This window comes from Streptomyces sp. NPDC052682 (genome assembly GCF_040678435.1).
GTDB lineage: Bacteria > Actinomycetota > Actinomycetes > Streptomycetales > Streptomycetaceae > Streptomyces.
In genome coordinates, this window is the sequence record NZ_JBFATS010000002.1 from 483,952 (window position 1) to 507,477 (window position 23,526).

The following is a 23,526-nucleotide window of genomic DNA, read 5'->3' on the forward strand; positions in this document are numbered from 1 at the left end:
GGACCGACGGTGAACGGCGAGACTCGACAGCAAGCGCACGACCGCATCTTGTCGCCGGGGCGGGGAAGGCGGTCCGAGGGAGCTTACGGAATCCGACGCTCCGCCCGCCCAGCCCCTGGCCCCCGCGAGTGAGGGAACCGATGTCTCGACCAAGCCGCGAGAAGCAGACGGCCACGCCGGTGGCGGCGCCGCTCGACGTACACGTCCCCGTGGCCGGTCCCGGGGCGGGCGGCGCGTCCATCTCGGGCGTGCCGGTCGGGATCGCTCCCGGCGACGAGATCCAGCACGCGGTCCTGAAGCACCTGCACCGCATCGCCCTCGCCACCGGCCACCCGGTCCTCGCAACGGTCCACGACGAGCGCATCGGCTACGACGTGCCGATCCGGGTCGACACGGACGGCTCGAGCCACCTCACCGGCACACCGGTGCCGCACACGCCGCCGGCCTCGCCGGCAGCCGCCGCAGCCGCGGAGCCGCAACCCCAGCGGGACGTCCCCACGCACCTCCTGCGGCAGGTGGACGAGCCACGGCGGGACCCGGCTCCCACCTTCCCGCTGCGGCAGGTGGAGGACGGCCCCAAGGACGCCACCCCCACCTTCCCGTTGCGGCAGGTGGAGGACGGCCCCAAGGACGCCACCCCCACCTTCCCGCTGCGGCAGGTGGAGGACGCCCCGAAGGACCCCGCCCCGACGTTCCCGCTGCGGGCGGTGACGGAGCCGCAGTCACTCGGCGAGACCGCTCCCACGTTCCCCCTGCGCGCGGTGCCCGAACCGCAGTCCGAGCCCACCGGCACCTCCGGCCCGGCGTTCGCGCCGCAGCCGCAGCCGCAGCCGCAGCCGCAGCCGCAGCCGCAGCCCCACCCCACCGGCACCTCCGGCCCCACCTTCGTCCTGCGAGCGGTGCCGGAGTCGGCGGACGGCACGTCACCGGGCACGGTCGCCGCCCCGACCGGCGTGTTCGGCCCGCCCCCGGCCATGCAGCCGCACCCGGAACAGGCACCTGCCCCGGCACCAGCCCCGGCACCCGCCCCGGCGCCGGCCCACGCCCGCGCCCACGTCCCCGACGTGACCTTCGATCCCGACCATGACCCCGACCCCAAGCCCACCCCCGCCCGCGGCTTCGACGCCGTGGCCGAAGCCGTCCTCGGCGACGATCCGTCGGACACGCCGGCCGACGCTGCCCCCCTCCTCGCGGAGCCCACGGCCCGTATCAACGAGGCCGTGAAGACGGGACGGATCGAGACGGCGGCCGAACTGGCGGAACAGACGGTGGCCGAGGCGTCGGCGACGCTGGGACCGGAGCACCCCGAGGTGCTCCGGCTGGGCGAACTCAGCGCCTACATCGCCTACCTGGCGGGCAACCCGCTACGCGCCTTCCGGCTCAGCCTCGACCTGGCCGAAGTCCGCCGCCGCACGGGCGACGCCGAGGCCGCGTACGGCAACGTGCTCAGCGCGGCCACCGCCTGGCGCGCGGTGCGCGATCCCCTGCTGGGGCTGGAACTCGGCGGCGAGCTCATCGGCCTGTGGACGGAGCTCACCGCCGAGCAGGGCCCGGCCGCCGACGAGATCGAGGAGCTCCAGTCGGCCCACGCCCGCATGGGCCGCCTCACCGCCCGTGCCGCCCGCACACCGTAGGACTACTCCGACAGCTCCCACACCGCGTAGGCAAGGGCGTCGCTGTTGCGGTCCAGCGCCGTGTCGTTGATGTTGGCGGTGGTGTCGCAGGAGGAGTGGTAGCAGCGGTCGAACGCCTGGCCCGCCGTACCGCCCCACTTCGCGGCCTGCGCGGCGGTCTTCGTCCGGCTCGCTCCGGTGAACAGCCCGCCCACCGGCACACCCGCGCTCTTGAACGGGGCGTGGTCGGAACGGCCGTCGCCCTCGGTCTCGATCTCGGTGGGCACGCCGATGCCGCTGAAGTAGTCCTTGAAGGTCTTCTCGAGGGCGGGGTCGTCGTCGTAGACGAAGTAGCCGGGGTTGGGCGAGCCGATCATGTCGAAGTTCAGGTAGGCGCTGATGCGTGCGCGGTTCGCCGAGGACAGGTTGTTCACGTAGTACCGGGAGCCGACGATCCCCAGCTCCTCCGCGCCCCACCAGGCGAACCGCAGGTGCCTGGTGGGCTTGTACTGCGCGCGCGCCACCGCCAGCGCGGTCTCCAGGACGGCGGCCGAGCCGGACCCGTTGTCGTTGATGCCGGGCCCGGAGGAGACGCTGTCGAGGTGGGAGCCCGCCATCAGGACCCGGCTGGTGTCGCCGCCGGGCCAGTCGGCGATCAGGTTGTAGCCGGTGCGGCCGGAGGCGGTGAACTGCTGCACGGTGGTGGTGTAGCCGGCCGCGTCCAGCTTGGCCTTCACATAGTCGAGCGAGGCCTTGTACCCGGCCCGGCCGTGCGCGCGGTTGCCGCCGTTGGCGGTCGCGAGGGACTGCAGCTGCGCGAGGTGGGCCTTGACGCCGGCCACGGGTATGTCGGGCGCGGCCGCGGCGCGCTGGGGAACGGCCGCGGCACGCCGGGGAGCGGACGAGGCACCGGCGACGGATCCGGCGGTGACCAGCAGGGCGGACGCGACGACAGCGGCGGCCGCCGCACGCCCGGAGACGGAGAGCTTCATGTGGGGGGCTCCGAAAGCCAGGGGAGACCCTGTGGGGTGACCACGGGGAGTCCTGAGTGAACGGGGTCCCTGGATGGTGAAGCTGTGACTGACTTTCCGTCAAGGCACGTAACCGGACACGCAGTTGGCCATGTTCAGGGCGGCGCGCCGTCAGTGCACGCAGAACTCGTTCCCCTCCGGGTCCGCCATGACCACCCACTCCCCGCCCGGCTCCCGCACCCGACGCAGCACGCTCGCCCCCAGCCTCTCCAGCCGCGCCACCTCGTCCTCCCGCTGCCCCCGGGCCGCGTGCACGTCGATGTGGAGCCGGTTCTTGACCGTCTTGGCCTCCGGCACGCGCTGGAAGAGCAGCCGCCGCCCCAGACCGGTGCCGCTCTCCTCGTCGACCGGATCGCCGGGATGCCGTACGGCGACCAGGTCCCGCCAGGCGGGCCGGCCGTGGAACTCGACCGTCAGCTCGGCCGGTACCGCGCCCATCCCGAGCAGCCTCTCGATGAGCGCGCTGTTGTCCTCGACCTCGTAGTGCAGCGCGGCGGCCCAGAAATCGGCCTGCGCGTGCGGGTCACCGGCGTCGACGACGAGCTTCCAGTGCAGGGGTGCGGGGGACGTCTGTGTCATGCGTCCCCTTATAGCGCCAGGCACTGACACCGGCGGTGACCAGCGCACACCGGCCTCCCGCGCGTCCCCACCCGCCACCCGTACCGTTGCCGCCCGCCACCCGTACCGTTGACGCCCGGCGCCCGCGCGGTCACCGCGGCACCCCGGTCCTACGGCCTGGCGTCCACCGGAGCGGGCTCCGAGGCCACCCTGTCGGCGTTCCGTACGGCGTTGTCCGTGCCCGTCGGCCGGGTGGTACCCGGCGGGCTGGTGGCGCTCGGCGTGCCGCTCGCGGTCCTGGGGCTCCGCGCGGAGCGCCACGCGTCCAGGGTGAGCAGCGTCAGCGCCAGCCATACCAGCGCGAAGCCGGCCCAGCGTTCCGGCGGCATGGCCTCGCCGAAGTAGAGGACGCCGAGCAGGAACTGGAAGACCGGGGTCATGTACTGCAGCAGGCCGATGGTGGACAGGGGGATGCGGATCGCGGCCGCGCCGAAGCAGACCAGCGGGAGGGCGGTGACGACTCCGGCGGAGGCGAGCAGCGCCGCGTGCCCCGGTCCTTCGGTGGTGAAGGTCGACTCGCCGCGCGCGGTCAGCCACACCAGGTAGCCGAGCGCGGGCAGGAACTGGATGGCGGTCTCGGCGGCGAGCGATTCGACACCGCCGAGGTTGACCTTCTTCTTCACCAGCCCGTACGTGGCGAAGGAGAAGGCGAGACACAGGGAGATCCACGGCGGCTGCCCGTACCCGACGGTCAGCACCAGCACGGCCGCGAAGCCGATCCCCACCGCCGCCCACTGCACGCGCCGCAGCCGCTCCTTCAGCAGCAGCACGCCGAGCGCGATGGTGACCAGTGGGTTGATGAAGTAACCGAGCGAGGCCTCGACCACGTGCCCGCTGTTGACCGCCCAGATGTACAGGCCCCAGTTGACGGTGATGACCGTCGCGGCGATCGCGACGAGCCCCAGCCTGCGCGGCTGCCGCAGCAGCTCGCCGAGCCATGCCCAGCGCCGTACGACCACCAGCGCGGCCCCCACGAAGACCAGCGACCACACCATGCGGTGGGCGAGGATCTCCACCGCCCCGGCGGGCTTGAGCAGCGGCCAGAACAGCGGGACCAGGCCCCACATGCCGTAGGCGGCGAAGCCGTTCAGCAGTCCTATGTGCCGCTCGCCTCTTGGCTTCCCGCCCATGGCCCCTCCTTCGTACGCCGGCCGCGTTTCCGACCGTACCGCCGGGCACCCCCGCCTGTCATGTTCGTATCGCCATACGGTCATGACAGGCGGGGGTGGGGGCGCTCAGGGCCCGCCGGGGGAGTTCAGCCCTTGAGCGCGGCGGAGATGGCCTCGGAGATCGGTGTGGTCGGACGGCCGATCAGCCGGCTCAGGTCGCCGGTGGAGACGACCAGCTCGCCCTTGCTGATGGAGACGTCCACGCCCGCGAAGACCGCGGCCAGCGGCTCGGGCAGCCCGGCGCCGGTCAGGATGCCGGTGAGCACCTCGGGCGAGACGGCGTTGTAGGTGATCTCCCTGCCGGTCTGCCGGCTGAGCTCAGCCGCGTACTCGGCGAAGCTCCACGCGGTGTCGCCGCCCAGCTCGTACGTCGTGTTCTCGTGGCCCTCGCCGGTCAGCACGGCGACGGCGGCAGCGGCGTAGTCGGCCCGGGAGGCGGTGGAGACCCGGCCCTCACCGGCGGCGGCGACCACCGCGTTGTGCTCCAGCACCGGTGCGAGGTTCTCGGTGTAGTTCTCGTGGTACCAGCCGTTGCGCAGCAGGACGTAGGGCACGCCCGAGTCGAGGATGGCCTGCTCGGTGCCGCGGTGGTCGTCGGCGAGCGCGGCGGTCAGGCTGCCGGGGGCGCTGGTGTAGGCGAGCAGGGCGACACCGGCCTCGTTGGCCGCGTCGATCACGACCTTGTGCTGCTGGACGCGGCCCTTGTCGAACTCGTTGCCGGAGATGAGGAGCACCTTGTCGCCGGCGGAGAAGAGACCGTCGAACGTCTCGGGGGCGTTGTAGTCGGCGACCGCGATCCGCACACCGCGCTCCGCGAAGTCGGCGGCCTTGCCGGCGTCGCGCACGACGGCGGTGATCTGGTCGGCGGGGACCTTCTGCAGCAGCTGCTCCACGACGTGACGGCCGAGGTGCCCGGTGGCTCCGGTGACGACGATGCTCATGTCTGAACTCTCCTGGTGGGGTGCGTTGGCACTAACCCTAGAAGAAGCGCTTACTGCTGGAAAGTACCCACTTTGAAGTAAGGTACTGGCATGGCAGTAAGTGACTGGAAGGGCGACGGAGAGGCCATGTGCCCCCACCGCCTGGTGCTCGAGCACGTCACCAGCCGCTGGGGCGTCCTCGTACTGATCCGCCTGCTGGAGCGCCCGCACCGCTTCAGCGAGCTGCGCCGTGCGATCGGCCGGGTGAGCGAGAAGATGCTCACCCAGACCCTGCAGACCCTGGAGCGCGACGGCCTGGTCCACCGCGACGCCCGGCCGGTCATCCCGCCGCGCGTCGACTACTCCCTCACCGAGCTGGGCCGCGAGGCCGCCGCACAGGTGCGGGCGCTCGCGGAGTGGACCGCGCGGCGCATGGACGACGTCGAGCGGGCCCGCCAGGCATACGACGAGGCCCGGGCCGCCCAGGCCCGGGCCTCGTGAAGGGCTGTCGTCAGCAGCCCCCGGGGACGGGGCGTCAGCCGACGACCGTCCAGGTGTCGCCGCCGGCCATCAGCGCGGCCAGGTCGCCCTTGCCGTGCTGCTCGATCGCCGTGTCCAGCTGGTCGGCCATCTGCGTGTCGTACACCGGCCGGTCGACGGAGCGGAACACACCGATGGGCGTGTGGTGCAGGGTGTCCGGGTCGGCCAGCCGGGAGAGGGCGAACGCCGTGGTCGGGGACGCGGAGTGCGCGTCGTGCACCAGGACCTGGTCCTCGTTCTCCGGCGTCACCGTGACCACCTTCAGGTCGCCGGTCAGCTGGTCGCGTACGACGCCCTTGGAGCCGTCGCGGCCGAAGCGGATCGGCTTGCCGTGCTCCAGGCGGATCACGGCCTCCTCGGCCTGCTGCTTGTCCTTCAGGGCGTCGAAGGCGCCGTCGTTGAAGATGTTGCAGTTCTGGTAGATCTCGATCAGCGCCGTGCCCGGGTGGGCGGCGGCCTGGCGCAGCACCTCGGTCAGGTGCTTGCGGTCGGAGTCCACCGTCCGCGCCACGAACGACGCCTCCGCGCCGATCGCCAGCGACACCGGGTTGAACGGCGCGTCCAGCGAGCCCATCGGCGTCGACTTGGTGATCTTGCCGACCTCGGAGGTCGGCGAGTACTGGCCCTTGGTCAGCCCGTAGATCCGGTTGTTGAACAGCAGGATCTTGAGGTTGACGTTGCGGCGCAGCGCGTGGATGAGGTGGTTGCCGCCGATCGACAGCGCGTCGCCGTCACCGGTGACGACCCAGACGCTCAGGTCCCGGCGGGAGGCGGCCAGGCCGGTCGCGATGGCGGGGGCGCGGCCGTGGATGGAGTGCATCCCGTAGGTGTTCATGTAGTACGGGAAGCGCGAGGAGCAGCCGATGCCGGAGACGAAGACGATGTTCTCCTTCGCCAGACCCAGCTCGGGCATGAAGCCCTGCACCGCCGCGAGGATCGCGTAGTCCCCGCAGCCCGGGCACCAGCGCACCTCCTGGTCCGACTTGAAGTCCTTCATGGACTGCCGTCCCTCGGCCTTCGGCACGAGGGAGAGCGCCTCGATCGTGCCCGTGCCTTCCGTGGACGTCTCAGCCATCGATGGCCTCCTTGAGCGCCGTGGCGAGCTGCTCCGCCTTGAACGGCATGCCGTTCACCTGGTTGTACGAGTGGGCGTCTACCAGGTACTTCGCCCGGATCAGGGTGGCGAGCTGGCCGAGGTTCATCTCGGGGATCACCACCTTGTCGTAACGCCTGAGCACCTCGCCCAGATTCCGCGGGAAGGGGTTGACGTGCCGCAGGTGCGCCTGCGCGACCGACTCCCCGGCGTTGCGCAGCCGCCGCACGGCCGCGGTGATCGGCCCGTAGGTCGATCCCCAGCCCAGCACCAGCAGCTTCGCCTCGTGCGGGTCGTCGACCTCCAGGTCCGGTACCTCGATGCCGTCGACCTTGGCCTGCCGGGTGCGGACCATGAAGTCGTGGTTGGCCGGGTCGTAGGAGATGTTGCCCGTGCCGTCCTGCTTCTCGATGCCGCCGATGCGGTGCTCCAGGCCCGGGGTGCCCGGGATCGCCCAGGGGCGGGCCAGCGTCTGCGGGTCGCGCTTGTAGGGCCAGAACACCTCGGTGCCGTCGTCCAGGGTGTGGTTCGGGCCCTGCGCGAAGCGCACCCGCAGGTCCGGCAGCTCGTCCAGTTCGGGGATCCGCCACGGCTCGGAGCCGTTGGCGAGATAGCCGTCGGACAGCAGGAACACCGGCGTGCGGTAGGTCAGCGCGATCCGGGCCGCCTCCAGGGCGGCGTCGAAGCAGTCCGCCGGGGTGCGGGGCGCGACGATCGGCACGGGCGCCTCGCCGTTGCGGCCGTACATCGCCTGCAACAGGTCCGCCTGCTCGGTCTTGGTGGGCAGACCGGTCGACGGCCCGCCGCGCTGGATGTCCACGATCAGCAGCGGCAGCTCCAGGGAGACCGCCAGGCCGATCGTCTCCGACTTCAGCGCCACGCCCGGGCCGCTCGTCGTCGTCACCGCCAGCGACCCGCCGAAGGCGGCCCCCAGCGCGGCGCCGATCCCGGCGATCTCGTCCTCGGCCTGGAAGGTGCGCACACCGAAGTTCTTGTGCTTGCTCAGCTCGTGCAGGATGTCGCTGGCCGGGGTGATCGGGTACGAGCCCAGGAACAGCGGCAGATCCGCCTGCTGCGAGGCGGCGATCAGGCCGTACGCCAGCGCCAGGTTGCCGGAGATGTTGCGGTACACCCCGGGCGGGAACGCCTTGGCGGCCGGCGCGACCTCGTAGGAGACCGCGAAGTCCTCGGTGGTCTCGCCGAAGTTCCAGCCCGCCCGGAAGGCGGCGATGTTCGCCTCCGCGATGTCCGGCTTCCTGGCGAACTTCGTCCGCAGGAACTTCTCCGTCCCCTCGGTCGGCCGGTGGTACATCCACGACAGCAGACCCAGGGCGAACATGTTCTTGCTGCGCTCGGCCTCCTTGCGGGTGAGGTCGAAGTCCTTCAGCGCCTCCACGGTCAGCGTGGTCAGCGGCACGGGGTGCACCTGGTAGCCGTCCAGCGACCCGTCCTCCAGCGGACTGGTCTCGTAGCCCACCTTCTGCATCGCCCGCTTGGTGAACTCGTCCGTGTTGACGATGATCTCCGCGCCGCGCGGCAGGTCGCCGATGTTCGCCTTCAGCGCGGCCGGGTTCATCGCCACCAGCACGTTCGGCGCGTCACCGGGGGTGAGGATGTCGTGGTCGGCGAAGTGCAGCTGGAACGACGACACGCCCGGCAGGGTGCCGGCGGGCGCCCGGATCTCGGCCGGGAAGTTCGGCAGCGTCGACAGGTCGTTGCCGAAGGACGCGGTCTCCGAGGTGAAGCGGTCACCGGTGAGCTGCATCCCGTCACCCGAGTCCCCCGCGAACCTGATGATCACCCGGTCGAGGCGACGGACGTCCTTCGCCCCGGCCGCTTTGCGCTGCTCTCCCGCGACGGCTTTGTCGGCCTGCTCCGCTGGGCTGCTGACCTGGCTGGTCACTGAACTGGACCTCCCTCGAGGCGGCTGTCCGGAAGCGGCCTTCCCGCAGGCCCTCCCAGGATCAACCCTACGTCCGTAAGGGTCCCCTTCCTGGGGTCATTCGCATGTTGGACACGAGTTCTCGAGTGCCGGGCCAGCGGTTCACGAGTTCAGGTAGGTCAGCACGGCCAGCACCCGGCGGTGGTCGCCGTCGCTCGGGGACAGCCCCAGCTTCAGGAAGATGTTGCTGACGTGCTTCTCGACGGCACCGTCGCTCACCACGAGCTGCCGGGCGATCGCCGAGTTCGTCCGGCCCTCGGCCATGAGCCCCAGGACCTCCCGCTCCCGGGGGGTGAGTCCCGCGAGCACGTCCTGCTTGCGGCTGCGCCCGAGCAGCTGCGCGACGACCTCCGGGTCCAGGGCCGTCCCGCCCTGGGCCACCCGCACCACCGCGTCGACGAACTCCCGCACCTCCGCCACCCGGTCCTTGAGCAGATAGCCGACCCCGCGGCTGGAACCCGCCAGCAGCTCCGTGGCGTAACGCTCCTCCACGTACTGCGACAGCACCAGCACGCCCAGCCCGGGGTGCGCCTTGCGCAGCCGCACCGCGGCCCGCACGCCCTCGTCGGTGTGCGTCGGCGGCATCCGTACGTCGGCCACCACCACGTCCGGCAGCTCGCCCTGCGCGTCCAGCTCGGTGATGGTCTTGATCAGTGCCTCGCCGTCACCGACCCCGGCGACGACCTCGTGCCCGCGGTCGGTCAGCAGCCGGGTCAGGCCCTCCCTGAGCAGCACTGAGTCCTCGGCGATGACCACCCGCACGCTGTCTCCCACGATCCCTCGGCCCCCCCACAGCCCCGCTCTGCCCGTACGACAGGTCAAGCATTCCAGCATCGGGGGGTTGATGCTGGCGGGCGAGGCCAAGAGGGGGCGGCCAGGAGGGGCGGGGACGGGTTCCGGCCGTGGAATGGCTGGTTGTCGACCAGCGCCGGGGGACGGGCGGGCGAGGCTCACCTGACGTGCGCGGACCGCCACGGCAGTTCCGCCGTCACCCGGGTCGGCCCGCCGGCCGGGGAGTCCACGAGCAGGATGCCGTCCACCGCGTCCAGCCGCTCCGCCAGTCCCGCCAGACCCGAGCCCCGGGACGGGTCCGCCCCGCCCACGCCGTTGTCCACGACCTGGAGCATCAGCCGGTTCTCCGCCCGCCACACCTCGACGCCCGCCCAGGTGGCCCGGGAGTGCTTGCTGATGTTCTGCAGCAGCTCCGAGACCGTGAAGTAGGCGATCCCCTCGATCGCCGGCGCCGGCCGCTCCGCCAGGTCCACCTCGACCTCGACCGGCACCGCGCACCGCGACGCCACCGCCGACAGTGCCGCGTCCAGGCCCCGGTCGGTCAGAACGGCCGGGTGGATGCCGCGGGCCAGGTCCCGCAGCTCCTGCAGCGCCGTCTTCACCTCGCCGTGCGCCTCGTCCACCATCCGCGCGGCCGCCTGCGGATCCTCCCGCAGCTTCTCCTTCGCCAGGCCCAGATCCATGGCCAGGCTGACCAGGCGGGCCTGCGCCCCGTCGTGCAGGTCCCGCTCGATGCGCCGCAGGTCGGCCGCCGCCGTGTCGACCACGACCCCCCGGTCCGACTCCAGCTCCACCACCCGCGTGACCAGCCGCGACGGGCCGAGCAGCCCGTGCACCAGCATCCGGTCCACCATCGTCAGCGCCCGTACGATCCACGGCGCGGCGATGGTGAACAACAGCCCCACGAGCGCCGTCACCGTGATCTCGAAGGGGTTGTCCAGGTAGACCCGGTGCGTCTCGTCGCCGTACAGCTGGATGCCGTCCTGGCCGGCGTACATGGGGAACACCCAGAACCACAGCGGATACGTCAGCAGGCCCCAGCCGAGCGTCCACACGGTCACGGTGACGGTGAAGGAGAACACCGCCCACGGCATCATCAGCAGCCCGTACAGCAGGGCCCGCCACGAGGCGCCGCTCTTCAGCACGGCCCCCATCCAGGCCGCCGCGCCGTGCTTGCGCACCCGCAGCGGCTCCGGGTCGGCCACGTCCAGGCCCAGCAGGGCCCGGGACCGCAGCCGCTCCAGCGCCCCGAACCAGCGGCAGCCCGCGAGCCCCGCCCCCAGCACCGGAATGCCGAGGAACGTCACCAGCAGGCCCGCCCCCAGCGACACCATCGTCACCGCGTACGTGAAGAGCACGACGCCGATCGGCAGGCTCAGCAGCACATGGCCGAGCTCCCGCCAGGAGCGGGCCTCGACCGGCGCCCGCAGCGCGGCCGGCAGCCGGTACCGCTGCTGGCCGGCACCACCGGGATACCCGGGCCGGCCCGGCCGCCCGTCGAGCCCGTAACCCTGTTCGTACTGCGTGGCCATCGGCGTCGTCCTTCTCCTCGTCCTGCGGCTGTCCTGTCGTACCTCCACCCTCCTGCGCCGCGGACCGGCGGACCATGAAGCTCGTCGGGGTCTTGAGCGGGGGGTTTTCCCCACCTGTGAGGTGGGGGCAATCGGTTCCACTCGGGTTCGCGGGCCCGGGTGCCCGGGCCCGCCGGCCCGCGGCGGGTCAGTGCGCCTTCCGGGTGGCCGTGCCGGCGGTCACCGGGCGGTCGCGCCACGGCAGTTCCGCCGTGATGGTCGTCGGGCCGCCCTCCGGTGACTCCACGACGAACAGGCCGTCCACGGCGTCCAGGCGGTCCGCCAGGCCCTTCATGCCCGTACCGCCGTCCAGGCGCGCGCCCCCGCGGCCGTCGTCCCACACCTGTATGAGCAGCCGGTCGTCCGTGCGCCACACGTCCACCGAGGCCGCCTTCGCCCCGCTGTGCTTGCTGATGTTCTGCAGCAGCTCCGAGACCGTGAAGTAGGCGATGCCCTCGATCGCCGGGGCCGGCCGCTCCGCCAGGTCGACCGTCACCTGCACCGGGACGGTGCACCGCGTGGCCACCGAGGACAGGGCCGCGTCCAGGCCGCGGTCCGTCAGCACGGCCGGGTGGATGCCGCGGGCCAGGTCCCGCAGCTCCTGAAGCGCCAGCTTCACCTCGCCGTGCGCCTCCTCGACCATCGCCGCCACGTGCTCGTCGGCCTGCCCCTCCAGGAGCTTCTCCTTGGCCAGGCCCAGACCCATGGCCAGGTTGACCAGGCGGGCCTGCGCCCCGTCGTGCAGGTCCCGCTCGATGCGCCGCAGGTCGGCCGCCGCCGTGTCGACGACCACGCCCCGGTCCGACTCCAGCTCGGCGATGCGCCGCTCCAGCTCGTCGGACGGCGACAGCAGCGCCCGCACCATCACCCGGTCGACGTTGGCCAGCCCCCGGGCGAGGAACGGCAGCACCGGCCACAGCACGAACAGCGACACCAGCGTGACAGTGAAGGTGAGGACACCCCAGGGCAGCCGGACGAGCTCGTACAGCACCGTGCGCCACCCGACCGGGTCCTTCAGCGCCAGCCACAACCGGGCGACGATCCCGCCGGTGCCGCGCAGCGGCAGCCGGCTCGGCTCGTCCACCCGCACGCCGAGCAGCGCCCTGGCCCGCGCCCGCTCCACCCTGCCCAGCTGCCGCGCGCCCGCCAGCCCCACCGCCAGCAGCGGGAACCCGATCACCGTGACGGTCAGCCCCAGGCCGGTGAACAGCACCGTCACGACGTAGGTGAATCCCAGCAGCGACACCGGAAGGTTCGCCAGCAGGTGCGCGATCTCCTTCCAGGTGGTCCGGTCGTAGGCGAGACGAGGCGGCGGCGGGTGGTCGTCCTGCGCCGTCCTCGACGACGGGTAGCGTTCGGTCATGTGCGTAAGCGTGCCCGGCGGCCGGTGCCCGCGCCATGAGGTGAACCGCCACGATTCCCTGGGGTAAACCCCACCCCCGCATGCAGCGCGGTGACGGGCTGCTTACCGTGCCTTTATCAGGGCCTAGACTCCCGTGCGTACAGATCGTCGAACAGCGGCGTTCACGAGGGTCGCGAGAGTCGTCGCAGAGTCGTCGCAAGAGTCGTCGCAGAGTCAGGGAGCGAGGGGACGGACGTGCCGGAACCGACCGTCGTCGGGACGACCGTCGTGCATGCGACCGTCGTCGCGGCGGACTACTTCGAGTCCTACTCGGCCGTCGGACTGCTCGCCGTCGTCGGTGTGCTGTTCGTCGCCGTCGCGTTCGGCGCGGGACGGCTGCTGCGGCCCGTGGTGCCCACGCCCGAGAAGCTGCTGACGTACGAGTGCGGCGTCGACCCCGTCGGCGAGGGCTGGGCCCACACCCAGGTCCGCTACTACGTCTACGCCTTCCTGTACGTGATCTTCGCCGTCGACTCGGTCTTCCTGTTCCCCTGGGCCACCGTCTTCGCCGCCCCCGGCTACGGCGCGACGACCCTGGTGGAGATGTTCATCTTCCTCGGCTTCCTCGCCGTGGGCCTGCTCTACGCATACAAGAAGGGCGTCCTGGCATGGACGTGACCCCCGAGCCCGTTCTGCTGCCCGAGCCGAAGCGGCTGGGTGCCCTGTCGCGCCTCGCGCCCGAGCCGATGAAGGTGATCCTCAACTGGGGCCGCCGCTACTCGCTCTGGGTCTTCAACTTCGGCCTCGCCTGCTGCGCGATCGAGTTCATCGCCGCGTCGATGGCCCGCCACGACTTCATCCGCCTCGGCGTGATCCCCTTCGCGCCGGGCCCGCGCCAGGCCGACCTCATGGTGGTCTCCGGCACGGTCACGGACAAGATGGCCCCGGCGGTGAAGCGCCTGTACGAGCAGATGCCCGAGCCGAAGTACGTCATCTCCTTCGGCGCCTGCTCGAACTGCGGCGGCCCGTACTGGGACTCGTACTCCGTCACCAAGGGCGTCGACCAGATCATCCCGGTGGACGTCTACGTCCCCGGCTGCCCGCCGCGTCCCGAGGCGCTCCTCCAGGGCATCCTCAAGCTCCAGGAGAAGATCGCCCGCGAGTCGCTGGGGGAGCGGTACGGGACTGCGCGCCCGTCGGCGGCGGCGTTGCAGAGCGGCCTGGTACGGCCGCCGGCGGCCACGGAACCGGCCACGGCTCCGGCTGTCGATGAGGCTCCGGCTTCCGGCGGGGCCCCGGGCGCGGGGGAGGAGGGCCGATGACCGCCGTCGGCTGGCTGCCCGCCGACGCCGAGGAACTGTTCGGCCCGCAGGCCACGGCCGAGGAGTCGTACGAGGTCCTGACCGTCGACGTTCCGCCGACCGCCTGGATCTCCGCCCTGGAGACCGCGCGCGACCGGCTGGGCTGCACCTACTTCGACTGGCTGAGCGCGGTCGACGAACCGGGCACGGGTTTCCGCGTCGCCGCGCACCTCGCCGCCCTGTCCCCGTCCCCCGTACGACGGCTGCTGCTGCGCACCACCGTGCCGCACGAGAAGCCCGTGCTGGCCAGCGCGGTCGACGTCTACGCGGGTGCGGCCTGGCACGAGCGCGAGACCCACGAGATGTTCGGCGTGGTCTTCGAGGGCCACCCGGCGCTGGACCATCTGCTGCTGCCCGAGGGCTTCGAGGGGCACCCCCTGCGCAAGGACTTCGTCCTGGCGGCCCGGGTCGCCAAGACCTGGCCGGGCGCCAAGGAGCCCGGGGAGCCGGAGCACGGCGGCCCCAAGCGCCGCCAGATGCTGCCCCCGGGCGTCCCCGACCCGAACGAGTGGGGTCCCCTCAAGGGCCAACTGCCCCCCGCCCCCGCCCGTCCGGCCCGCGGCGCGACCCGGGGCCCGGCGGCCCGCGCGGCGGGCGACCGCCCCGTACGCCGTACCCGCACGGCCTCGGAGGGCTCGGCGAGCCAGGCCGTCCCCGCCCCCGAGGCACCGACCGGAGGCGCCTCATCCCCCGCCGCGACCGGAGAACGCGACGCCCCCCGGCGCGCACGGAGCGCGGGAGACGGCTCGGCGTCCCAGCGCGCGGATTCGGGCACTCCTGCCGCCCCGCGCCGGGCTCGGAGCGCGGGTGAGGGTTCGGCGTCGCAGCGGGCGGGGGCCGGTGCTCCTGCCGGCCCGCGCCGGGCGCGCAACGCGTCGGAGGGGTCCGCGTCCCAGCGGTCGGCGTCCGGCGACGCGGCGCCGGCGGAGTCCGACGCCGTAGCGGCGCCGGGTTCCGAGGTCGCAGCGTCGCGGGGTTCCGCGGCCGCAGCGTCGCAGGGACCGGACGCCGCAGCGCCGCAGGGACCGGGTGCCGTGGCGCCGCGGGGGTCCGACGCCGCAGCGTCGCAGGGCCCCGACGCGTCCGCGCCGCGAGACACGGAACCCGCGACGGCCCCGGGCGACGACGCCGCGACCGTACGCCCGCAGGACCGTGCGGACGCCGCGACCACGCGCCCGAAGGACCGTGCCGCGAAGGCCCCCAGGGCCCCGCGCAGCCCGGACGCCCCCTGGCACCACGCCCGCCCGGCCTACGAGGAACCGGAACCCCAGCCGTCGCCCGAGGCCGCGCTGATGCCGGCCCCCGGGCCGTCGCAGCCATCCGGGACGTCCCGAGGCACTGGTCCTGACGACAACCCGGAAAACCAGGACACCTCACCGAGCCCAGACACCCCGGAAACCCGGCAGTCCCCAGAAACCCCCGAAGACCCCACAGGAGGCCAGCGGTGAACGACGCACTCGACGTCGCCCTGCGTCTCCTGGCAGTCTTCGTCGTCTTCCTCACCTTCCCGCTGATCGTCGGCCAGACCGAGCACAAGGTCATGGCCCACATGCAGGGCCGCCTCGGCCCCATGTACGCCGGCGGCTTCCACGGCTGGGCCCAGCTCATCGCCGACGGCGTCAAGTTCGCGCAGAAGGAGGACGTCGTCCCGGCGGGCGCGGACCGCCGCATCTTCCAGCTCGCGCCGGCCGTCGCCCTCCTGCCGTACCTGCTCGTCCTGCTCGCCATCCCGATCGGCCCCGGCGAGGGCGCCGTCGGCCAGGTCCTGGACGCGGGCGTGTTCTTCGTCCTGGCCGTCATGGGCGTCGGCGTCCTCGGCTCGCTCATGGCCGGCTGGGCCAGCGCCAACAAGTTCTCCCTCCTCGGCGGCCTGCGCACCGCCGCCCAGCTGCTCGCCTACGAACTGCCGATGCTGCTGGCCGCCGCCTCCGTCGCGATGGCGGCCGGCACCGTCTCCCTGCCCGGCATCCTCGACGCCTTCGAGTGGTGGTGGCTGCCCTGGCAGATCGTCGGCGCGATCGTGTTCTTCGTGGCGGGGCTCGCCGAGCTGCAACGCCCGCCGTTCGACATGCCGGTCGCCGACTCGGAGATCATCTTCGGCGCGTACACCGAGTACACCGGCCTGCGCTTCGCCCTGTTCCTCCTGGCCGAGTACGCCGGGATCATCGTGCTGTGCGGCCTGACCACCGTCCTGTTCCTAGGCGGCTGGCACGGCCCCTGGGGCGCCGACGGCCTCGGCTGGGTGTGGACCCTGCTGAAGACCGCGCTCCTCGCGTTCCTCGTGATCTGGCTGCGCGTCACCTACCCCCGCCTGCGTGAGGACCAGCTCCAGAAGCTGTCCTGGACCCTCCTCGTGCCCCTCTCCCTCGCCCAGATCGCCCTCACGGGCATCGTGAAGGTGGTGTTCCTCTGATGGCCCCCATCCCTGGCAGCGGGCTCGCCAAGGGCCTGGCCGTCACCCTGCGCACGATGACGAGGAAGACCGTCACCGAGCAGTACCCGGACGTCCAGCCCGACCTCCCGCCCCGCACCCGCGGTGTCATCGGCCTGTTCGAGGAGAACTGCACGGTCTGCATGCTGTGCGCCCGCGAGTGCCCGGACTGGTGCATCTACATCGACTCCCACAAGGAGACGATCCCGGCGGCGACCCCGGGCGGCCGTGAACGCAGCCGCAACGTCCTCGACCGCTTCGCGATCGACTTCTCCCTGTGCATGTACTGCGGTATCTGCATCGAGGTCTGTCCTTTCGACGCCCTGTTCTGGTCCCCGGAGTTCGAGTACGCCGAGACCGACATCCGCGACCTCACCCACGAGCGCGACAAGCTCCGTGAGTGGATGTGGACGGTCCCCGCCCCGCCGGCTCTCGACCCCGGCGCGGAGGAGCCGAAGGAACTCGCCACCGCCCGCAAGGCCGCCGAGAAGCTGGCGGCCCAGCAGCAGGCCGAGGCCGCCGAGACCGCCGGAGCCATCAAAACCGCCGAGGCCGTGGAGACCGGTGGGACGCCCAGGCCCGGCGCGGCACGCACCGCGCCGCCCGCGTCCGGCACCGAGCCCCACGCCGACGAGCAGTCCCGCGCGGCCGAAGGTCCCACCCGCCCGATGGGCGACTCCCAGCAGCAGACGGACCAGCCCAGGCCGGGACAGGAGGGCCGGGCATGAGCCTCGCCGCAGCGACCGCAGCCGTCGCCGTGACGTACGCCGGCACCGTGACGCACGCCGCCGCCGTGATGCACGCTGGCACAGAGCTGGTGGGCACCGTGACGCACGCCGGCACAGTGGCGCACGCCGCCACCACCACGGCCGCCGAGTCCCACGGCTTCCTCTCCCCGACCGGCGTCGAGATCGCCTTCCTCCTCGTCGGCCTGGTCACCTTCGGCGCCGCGCTCGTCACCGTCACCACCCGGCAACTGGTGCACGCCGCCCTGTGGCTGGTGGTCGCCCTCGGCGGCCTCGCCGTCGAGTACCTCCTGCTCACCGCCGAGTTCATCGCCTGGGTGCAGGTCCTCATCTACGTCGGTTCCGTCGTCGTCCTCCTCCTGTTCGGTCTGATGCTCACCAAGGCCCCGATCGGCCGCTCCCCGGACGCAGACTCCGGCAACCGCTGGGCCGCCCTCACCGTGGCCGTCGCCGCCGCGGCCGCCCTGGTCTGGGTCGTCGTGGACGCCTTCCGCACGACCTGGATCGACCTGGACGGCCCGGCCGCCGGGTCCACGAAGGTCACCGGCGCGAGCCTCTTCCAGAACTGGGTCCTCCCGTTCGAGGCCCTCTCCGTCCTCCTCCTCGCCGCCCTGGTCGGCGCGATCGTCCTGTCCCGCAAGGCGAAGGCGCAGGACGCCGGAGGCCAGGGGGCGGACCGGGCACCCGCGGTCACGACGGGGGACCAGGCCGCCGCAGACAAGGAAGGCGCCCGCTGATGCACCTCGCCTATCCCGCCGTGCTCTCCGTCCTCCTGTTCTGCACGGGCCTGTACGGCGTCCTCGCCCGCCGCAACGCGATCCTGGTCCTGATGTCGGTCGAGCTGATGCTCAACGCCGTCAACCTGAACCTGGTCGCCTTCGACGTCTGGCTGAGCAAGACCGCCGAGGAGACCCTGCACTCCGGCCAGGCCCTGACCCTGTTCACCATCGCCATCGCCGCCGCCGAGATCGGCATCGGCCTGGCCATCGTCCTGGCCGTCCACCGCAACCGCGGCACCTCGGACATCGACAAGCTCCGCGACACCGCCGAGCGGCACGACACCGACGGCCCCGACAGCGCCGCCCTCACGGCCGAGCAGGCCGGGCCGGCCGAGAAGGCTGAGGCCACCGCGTGACCACGACCACCCTCGCCGTCCTCGTCCCCCTCCTTCCGTTCCTCGGCGCCGCCGCGGGCCTGCTGCTGGGCCGCACGGCACCCGGCTTCGTCCGGCCGCTGGCCGTCCTGCCGACGCTCACCTCCCTGGTGCTCGCCGCGCTGGTCGCCGTGCGCCAGGGCGGTGACCAGGCCGTCGACGCCGCCACCGAGCTCACGCCCACCGGCTCGGTGCCGATCGAGCTGGCCCTGCACATCGACGGCTTCGCCGCCCTGACCGCCGTGCTGGTCGGCGTCGTCGCCTCCTGCGTGCAGATCTACTCGACGGGCTACCTGCGCGACGACCCGCGCTACCCCTCCTACGCCGCTCTGGTCTCCCTGTTCACCTCCGCCATGCTGCTCGTCGTCTACTCCGGCGACCTGATGGTGCTGCTGGTCGGCTGGGAAGTCATGGGCATCTGCTCCTACTTCCTGGTCGGCCACTACTGGGAGACCCCGGAGGCCCGCGCCGCCTCCCTCAAGGCCTTCCTGGTCACCAAGCTCGGCGACGTGCCCTTCCTCATCGGCCTGTTCGCGCTCGCCGGCGACGCCGGGTCGTTCCGCATCACCCGGGTCCTCGGCGCCGTGGCGAGCGGCGGCATCGACCACCCCACGCCGATCGCCCTGCTGCTCCTGGCCGGCGTGGCGGGCAAGTCGGCGCAGTTCCCGCTGCACACCTGGCTCCCCGACGCCATGGCGGGCCCCACCCCGGTCTCCGCGCTGATCCACGCCGCCACGATGGTCGCCGCCGGTGTCTACTTCATCGCCCGTCTCCTCCCGCTCTTCCAGGCCTCGCAGGCCGCCCTGGTGGTGCTGGCCGTCATGGCGGCCGTCACGATGGCCGGCTCGGCCCTGGCCGCGCTCGCCCAGGACGACATCAAGCGCGTCCTCGCGTACTCGACGATCGGCCAGCTCGGCTACATGAGCGGCGCGCTCGCCGTCGGCGACCGCGGGGCCGCCGTCTTCCACCTCCTCACGCACGGCGCCTTCAAGGCGCTGCTGTTCCTCGCGGCCGGCGTGATCATCCACGCCGCCGGCACCAACTCGCTGGCCGCCATGTCCCGCATGCGGAACCTGCGCGACCGGGTCCCCGACGCCTACTGGACGATGACCGTGGCGTTGCTCGCGCTCGCCGCGATCCCGCCGTTCAGCGGCTTCTTCTCCAAGGAGGCCGTCCTCGGCGTCGCCGAGCACGTCGTCACCGGTCACACCGAGCACGCCCCCGCCTCCGCGGGCTGGATCGTCCTCCTCTCCGGGCTGCTCACGGCCTTCCTCACCGCCGCCTACGCGATGCGCCTGTGGCTGCTGGCCTTCCGCGGCCGGGGCGCCGAGGCCCCCGACCACGGCAGCCAGCCGCTGACGATGACCGCGGTGCTGTGGGTGCTCGCCGTGCCGTCCCTGGCGCTCGGCGGGTTCGCGTTCCGCGTCCTGCCCGACTGGTTCGACGGCCGCGACCTCAGCCCGACGCTCACCACCTCCGTGCTCGGCACCGGCGTGGCCCTGGCCGGCGGCATCGTCACCTACGCCGCCTGGCGGCACACCACCGCCCTCGCGGCCCGCGTCCCGCTGGGAGCCGTCGCCGCCCACCCGGAGGGCGACGCCGCCCAGGTCGAGGCCGAAGCCATCGCCAGTCACAAGCCCGCCTACGGCACCGTGGCCGCCGCACCCGACCCGGCCGACCCCGGGCGGCTGCTGCTCGGCCCGATGCACCGGCACGCCGCCCTCGGCTTCCGCCTGGACGCCGTGTACGCGGCTGTCTTCGTCCGCCCGGTCCAGGCCGGCGCGCGTCTCGTCCGGTTCCTGGACCGCGAGGTCGTCGAGACCTACGTACGCGGCGCGGGCGCCCTACCCCGCTGGCTCGGCACCGCCGTACGGCGCGCCCAGACCGGCAATGTGCAGACCTATGTGAGCGCGCTGCTCGCCGGTGCCGTCGTCCTGGCGGTCGCCGCCGTCCTCGTCGCCACGGGAGCGTGAGCAGGCGTGATCGATATCAATGAGTCCGTGATGCAGTTCCTTCTGGCATTCGTCGTCGTCGGCCCGCTCCTGGGGGCCGCAGCCGCTCTCCTGCCGGCCCCGCCCGGGCTGAAGGGGAAGTCGCCCGAGCAGGCCGTCCTGCGGCACGGCGTCACCGTCACCGGCGCGGTCCTCGTCGCCGCGATCGTCCTCGCGCTCGGCTTCGACCACGACCACCCGTCGAAGATGCAGGCCAGCACCGACATCAGCTGGATCCCCGCACTCGACGTACGGATCCACCTCGGCATCGACGGCATCTCCCTCCCCCTCGTGGTCCTGACCGCGCTGCTGACCTTCCTCAGCGCGCTCTACTCGTACTTCACGATGCCTGCGGGCCCGAGCCCCAAGGCCTTCGTCGCCCTGCTCCTCGTCCTCGAGTCCGGCACGCTGGCGACCTTCGCCGTCCTCGACCTGCTGCTGTTCTTCCTCGCCTTCGAGATGGTCCTCATCCCGATGTACTTCCTCATCGCCCGCTGGGGCGGTGAGGGCCGGAGCCAGGCCGCGTGGCGGTTCATCCTCTACACGCTGCTCGGTTCCGTGGTCATGCTGCTCGGCCTGCTCCTGATCGGACTCAAGGCGGGCACGTTCGACATGATGGCACTCGCCACTGACAACCACGGGGCGCTGACCATGTCCGTGCAGGTCATCGCCGCTTTGGCGATCGGGATCGGGCTCGCGGTGAAGACGCCGATGTGGCCGCTGCACAGCTGGCTGCCCGACGCCCACACCGCCGCCCCGACCGTCGGCTCGGTCCTGCTGGCCGGCGTCCTGCTCAAGATGGGTACGTACGGTTTCGTCCGGATCCTCCTGCCCATCGCCCCCGACGGCTTCCGCACCTTCGCGCCCTACCTCGCCGCCCTCGCCGTCGTCGGGATCATCTACGGATCCCTGGCCTGCCTGGCGCTGGCCAGGCACGGCGCGAAGGGCGACCTCAAGCGGCTCATCGCCTACTCCTCCGTCGGCCACATGGGCTTCGTCCTGCTCGGCATCGCCACGATGACCCCGACCGGCGTGAACGGCGCCCTGTTCGCCAACATCGCCCACGGCCTCATCACCGGCCTGCTCTTCTTCCTGGTCGGCGCCCTGAAGGACCGCACCGGCACCACCGACCTCGACACGCTCGCCCAGGAGACCGGAGCGGCGCTGTACGGCAAGGCCCCGCGCCTGGGAGGCCTGCTCGCCTTCGGCGCGGTCGCCTCGCTCGGCCTGCCCGGCCTGGCCGGGTTCTGGGGCGAGATGCTGGCCCTGTTCGGCGCGTTCGACCCGGCCGGCGGCCTCAGCCGCCCGGCCTACCTCACCTTCATGGCGATCGGCGCCTTCGGCACGCTGCTGACGGCCGCGTACCTGCTCGTCGTGGTCCGCCGCGTCTGCATGGGCGCCCTGCCGCAGGACGCGCCGAAGCTCACCGACGTGCGCGGTTACGAGTTCGCGGCCTGGACCCCGCTCGTCGTCCTCACCGTCGTCGCGGGCCTGTGGCCCAGGGCCCTCCTCGGCCTGACCGACCCGGCCGTGCAGCAGCTCCTCTCAGGAGGCACCCGATGAGCTCCCTGGCCCAGCCCCTGGCCACGTCGCTGGTCCAGTCCGTCGACTGGCTCGCCATCGCGCCGCCCACCCTCGCGGCGATCGTCGGCCTCGGCGTCCTCGTCGCCGACCTGTTCGTCGGCGCGCGCAGCAAGCCCCTGCTCGGCTGGCTCTCGGTCGCCGGCCTGGCCGCCTCCCTACTCCTGCTGCTGCCGCTCCTGGACGGCGACCGCAGCACCTTCTGCCTGACCGGCGACCCCGGCGTGTGCAGCTACACAGCGGACCGCTTCACCCTGGTCATCCAGTTCCTGGTGCTCGGCGGCGCGCTGCTGGCCGCGCTCCTGTCGGTCACCGCCCTCAAGGACGCGCGCGGCGGACTGCCCGAGGGCGAGTTCTGGTTCCTGCTGCTGTCCTCCGCGGCCGGCGCCGCCCTGCTGCCCGCCTCCCGGGACCTCGCGACCCTCATCGTCGCCCTGGAGGTCGCCTCCCTGCCCGCCTTCGCGCTGGTGGGCCTGCGCCACGGCGACCGCCGCTCCTCCGAAGCGGCCCTGAAGTTCTTCCTGTCCTCGGTCACCGCGACCGCGGTCAGCCTCATGGGCATCAGCTTCGTGTACGCCTCGACCGGCACCCTCTACCTCACCCAGGTCGCCGACCGCATCCAGACCGTCCAGTCCGACGCCGGGCAGCTCCACACCCTCGCCCAGACCGGCGTCGTCCTCACCCTCGTCGGCTTCGCCTTCAAGACGGCCGCCGTGCCGTTCCACTTCTGGGTGCCCGACACCTACGTGGGAGCACCCCTGCCGATCGCCGCCTACCTGTCGGTGGTCGGCAAGGCCGTCGGCTTCACCGGCCTCATCCTCGTCACGGTGATCGCCTTCCCGTCGTACGCCGACGTCTGGGGCCCCGCCCTGGCCGCCCTGGCCGCGCTCACCATGACCATCGGCAACGTCGGCGCGCTCCGCCAGCAGGCCACGCGCGCGTACAGCGCGGTCCGGCTGCTCGCCTGGTCCTCCGTCGGCCAGGCCGGCTACCTCCTGGTGCCGATCGCCGCCGCCGCGTACTCCGACGACGCCGAGCGGTCGATCGGCTCCACCGTGGCCTACGCCCTGATGTACGGCGCCGTGAACCTCGGCGCCTTCGCGGTGGCGGCGCTCCTGGCCCGCACACGGCTCCTCAACCGCGTCTCCGACTACCGCGGCCTGTACGCCTCCAGCCCGCTGACCGCGCTGCTGCTGGCGTTCTTCCTGCTCTGCCTGGCGGGGCTGCCGCCGGGCGTCATCGGCCTCTTCGCGAAGGTCACCGTCTTCTCGGCGGCCGTCGACGCGGGCCTCGGCTGGCTCGCCGTGGTCATGGCGGTCAACGTCGTCATCGCGCTGTTCTACTACCTCCAGTGGACGGCCCTGCTGTTCCGCGCCCCCGAGGGCGAACCCGAGCGGCACCGCATCCCCGCGCCCCTCACCGCCGCGATCGCCCTCACCGGCGTCCTGGGCGTCGCCCTGTCCGGCGCGCCCCAGCTGGTGCTGCGGTTCACGGACACCGGACTGTTCTGACGTTCACCCCTCGGTCCTCAGCGGCGGACGTCTGCCGGCGTCCGCCGCTTTCGCCACGCGCGCGTGGGGCACCCGCCCCCCACGCGCGCGTGCCGCCGTCACCCGGACGGTCCACGCGCGC

Annotated in this window: 21 protein-coding genes; 12 read left to right on the forward strand and 9 right to left on the reverse strand. The window is 72.4% G+C overall.

The genetic code is table 11. The features are described from left to right. The first annotated feature begins 140 nt into the window (after positions 1 to 140). On the forward strand, positions 141 to 1,634 hold the full coding sequence (locus AB0K80_RS04695) for a tetratricopeptide repeat protein (protein ID WP_365665759.1): 1,494 nt from the start codon (positions 141 to 143) through the stop codon (positions 1,632 to 1,634). A 2-nt stretch (positions 1,635 to 1,636) separates the two neighbouring features. On the opposite strand, the gene AB0K80_RS04700 is transcribed toward AB0K80_RS04695, so the two are convergent. From AB0K80_RS04700 to AB0K80_RS04715, 4 genes are all read right to left on the reverse strand, one after another. After that, a complete protein-coding gene (locus AB0K80_RS04700) occupies positions 1,637 to 2,605 on the reverse strand; it encodes a M28 family metallopeptidase (RefSeq protein WP_365665760.1) in 969 nt (322 codons plus the stop codon). A 150-nt stretch (positions 2,606 to 2,755) separates the two neighbouring features. After that, positions 2,756 to 3,223, reverse strand: coding sequence for a VOC family protein (locus tag AB0K80_RS04705; protein ID WP_365665762.1), 468 nt, complete (start codon positions 3,221 to 3,223; stop codon positions 2,756 to 2,758). Between the two features lie 149 nt (positions 3,224 to 3,372). Continuing rightward, entirely contained in the window at positions 3,373 to 4,392 is a 1,020-nt protein-coding gene (rarD, locus tag AB0K80_RS04710) for an EamA family transporter RarD (RefSeq protein ID WP_365665764.1), read from the reverse strand. 125 nt (positions 4,393 to 4,517) lie between these two features. After that, on the reverse strand, positions 4,518 to 5,372 hold the full coding sequence (locus AB0K80_RS04715; RefSeq protein ID WP_365665766.1) for an SDR family oxidoreductase: 855 nt from the start codon (positions 5,370 to 5,372) through the stop codon (positions 4,518 to 4,520). A gap of 90 nt (positions 5,373 to 5,462) precedes the next feature. On the opposite strand from AB0K80_RS04715, the gene AB0K80_RS04720 reads away from it, so the two are divergent. Then, positions 5,463 to 5,852, forward strand: a complete 390-nt coding sequence (locus AB0K80_RS04720) for a helix-turn-helix domain-containing protein (protein ID WP_365665768.1) — start codon at positions 5,463 to 5,465, stop codon at positions 5,850 to 5,852. Positions 5,853 to 5,886: 34 nt separating this feature from the next. On the opposite strand, the gene AB0K80_RS04725 is transcribed toward AB0K80_RS04720, so the two are convergent. The 5 genes from AB0K80_RS04725 to AB0K80_RS04745 all read right to left on the reverse strand — a co-directional run bounded on the left by AB0K80_RS04725 (position 5,887) and on the right by AB0K80_RS04745 (position 12,652). Further along, complete coding sequence (locus tag AB0K80_RS04725; RefSeq protein ID WP_365665770.1) at positions 5,887 to 6,966, reverse strand: 2-oxoacid:ferredoxin oxidoreductase subunit beta; 1,080 nt, start codon at positions 6,964 to 6,966, stop codon at positions 5,887 to 5,889. Next, entirely contained in the window at positions 6,959 to 8,887 is a 1,929-nt protein-coding gene (locus AB0K80_RS04730) for a 2-oxoacid:acceptor oxidoreductase subunit alpha (protein WP_365665771.1), read from the reverse strand. Before AB0K80_RS04730 ends, AB0K80_RS04725 begins: the two co-directional genes overlap by 8 nt. A gap of 141 nt (positions 8,888 to 9,028) precedes the next feature. Next, on the reverse strand, positions 9,029 to 9,688 hold the full coding sequence (locus AB0K80_RS04735; RefSeq protein ID WP_365665861.1) for a response regulator transcription factor: 660 nt from the start codon (positions 9,686 to 9,688) through the stop codon (positions 9,029 to 9,031). Positions 9,689 to 9,876: 188 nt separating this feature from the next. Beyond that, entirely contained in the window at positions 9,877 to 11,250 is a 1,374-nt protein-coding gene (locus tag AB0K80_RS04740) for a sensor domain-containing protein (protein ID WP_365665773.1), read from the reverse strand. A gap of 187 nt (positions 11,251 to 11,437) precedes the next feature. After that, the gene (locus tag AB0K80_RS04745; protein ID WP_365665775.1) at positions 11,438 to 12,652 is read right to left on the reverse strand and encodes a sensor domain-containing protein; all 1,215 of its coding nucleotides are present in this window, start codon (positions 12,650 to 12,652) and stop codon (positions 11,438 to 11,440) included. A 234-nt stretch (positions 12,653 to 12,886) separates the two neighbouring features. Here AB0K80_RS04745 and AB0K80_RS04750 point away from each other — a divergent pair, with 234 nt between their 5' ends. From AB0K80_RS04750 to AB0K80_RS04795, 10 genes are all read left to right on the forward strand, one after another. Then, positions 12,887 to 13,309 carry an NADH-quinone oxidoreductase subunit A gene (locus AB0K80_RS04750; protein ID WP_365665777.1) on the forward strand — a complete coding sequence of 141 codons (423 nt, stop codon included), beginning with the start codon at positions 12,887 to 12,889 and terminating at the stop codon, positions 13,307 to 13,309. Further along, positions 13,300 to 13,953, forward strand: coding sequence for an NADH-quinone oxidoreductase subunit B family protein (locus AB0K80_RS04755; RefSeq protein WP_365665779.1), 654 nt, complete (start codon positions 13,300 to 13,302; stop codon positions 13,951 to 13,953). Before AB0K80_RS04750 ends, AB0K80_RS04755 begins: the two co-directional genes overlap by 10 nt. Continuing rightward, positions 13,950 to 15,440, forward strand: coding sequence for an NADH-quinone oxidoreductase subunit C (locus AB0K80_RS04760; protein ID WP_365665780.1), 1,491 nt, complete (start codon positions 13,950 to 13,952; stop codon positions 15,438 to 15,440). Before AB0K80_RS04755 ends, AB0K80_RS04760 begins: the two co-directional genes overlap by 4 nt. Further along, the gene (locus AB0K80_RS04765) at positions 15,437 to 16,405 is read left to right on the forward strand and encodes a complex I subunit 1 family protein (RefSeq protein WP_365665782.1); all 969 of its coding nucleotides are present in this window, start codon (positions 15,437 to 15,439) and stop codon (positions 16,403 to 16,405) included. Before AB0K80_RS04760 ends, AB0K80_RS04765 begins: the two co-directional genes overlap by 4 nt. Further along, positions 16,405 to 17,151, forward strand: coding sequence for an NADH-quinone oxidoreductase subunit I (locus AB0K80_RS04770; protein ID WP_365665784.1), 747 nt, complete (start codon positions 16,405 to 16,407; stop codon positions 17,149 to 17,151). The genes AB0K80_RS04765 and AB0K80_RS04770 overlap by 1 nt, the downstream gene beginning before the upstream one ends. A 68-nt stretch (positions 17,152 to 17,219) precedes the next feature. Further along, the gene (locus AB0K80_RS04775) at positions 17,220 to 17,906 is read left to right on the forward strand and encodes an NADH-quinone oxidoreductase subunit J (RefSeq protein WP_365665863.1); all 687 of its coding nucleotides are present in this window, start codon (positions 17,220 to 17,222) and stop codon (positions 17,904 to 17,906) included. Then, positions 17,906 to 18,304 carry an NADH-quinone oxidoreductase subunit NuoK gene (gene nuoK, locus AB0K80_RS04780; protein ID WP_365665786.1) on the forward strand — a complete coding sequence of 133 codons (399 nt, stop codon included), beginning with the start codon at positions 17,906 to 17,908 and terminating at the stop codon, positions 18,302 to 18,304. The genes AB0K80_RS04775 and nuoK overlap by 1 nt, the downstream gene beginning before the upstream one ends. Then, positions 18,301 to 20,295, forward strand: coding sequence for an NADH-quinone oxidoreductase subunit L (locus tag AB0K80_RS04785; RefSeq protein ID WP_365665787.1), 1,995 nt, complete (start codon positions 18,301 to 18,303; stop codon positions 20,293 to 20,295). The genes nuoK and AB0K80_RS04785 overlap by 4 nt, the downstream gene beginning before the upstream one ends. Positions 20,296 to 20,301: 6 nt before the next feature. Beyond that, a complete protein-coding gene (locus tag AB0K80_RS04790) occupies positions 20,302 to 21,876 on the forward strand; it encodes an NADH-quinone oxidoreductase subunit M (RefSeq protein WP_365665789.1) in 1,575 nt (524 codons plus the stop codon). Further along, positions 21,873 to 23,405 (forward strand): NADH-quinone oxidoreductase subunit N, encoded by a 1,533-nt coding sequence (locus AB0K80_RS04795; RefSeq protein ID WP_365665791.1) that lies wholly within the window; start codon positions 21,873 to 21,875, stop codon positions 23,403 to 23,405. Before AB0K80_RS04790 ends, AB0K80_RS04795 begins: the two co-directional genes overlap by 4 nt. Positions 23,406 to 23,526 lie beyond the last annotated feature (121 nt).